General features: G+C 57.5%; 3 tRNA genes. All 3 read left to right on the forward strand.

What is annotated here, in order from left to right:
* The first annotated feature begins 5 nt into the window (after positions 1 to 5).
* The 3 genes from CN692_RS19240 to CN692_RS19250 all read left to right on the forward strand — a co-directional run bounded on the left by CN692_RS19240 (position 6) and on the right by CN692_RS19250 (position 245).
* Positions 6 to 82, forward strand: a tRNA-Met gene (locus tag CN692_RS19240).
* A gap of 3 nt (positions 83 to 85) precedes the next feature.
* Positions 86 to 161, forward strand: a tRNA-Asp gene (locus tag CN692_RS19245).
* A gap of 8 nt (positions 162 to 169) precedes the next feature.
* Positions 170 to 245 (forward strand) — tRNA-Phe (locus tag CN692_RS19250).
* Positions 246 to 254: the final 9 nt, after the last annotated feature.

The raw sequence follows: 254 nt of genomic DNA on the forward strand, positions 1-254 counted from the left end.
ATTATCGCGGGGTGGAGCAGTCTGGTAGCTCGTCGGGCTCATAACCCGAAGGTCGCAGGTTCAAATCCTGTCCCCGCAACCAAATGGTCCCGTGGTGTAGCGGTTAACATGCCTGCCTGTCACGCAGGAGATCGCCGGTTCGATCCCGGTCGGGACCGCCATTTAAGTTGGCTCGGTAGCTCAGTCGGTAGAGCAGAGGACTGAAAATCCTCGTGTCGGCGGTTCGATTCCGTCCCGAGCCACCATCTTAAATA

The sequence above is a fragment of the Bacillus sp. AFS002410 genome, assembly GCF_002556365.1.
Lineage (GTDB): Bacteria > Bacillota > Bacilli > Bacillales > Bacillaceae_G > Gottfriedia.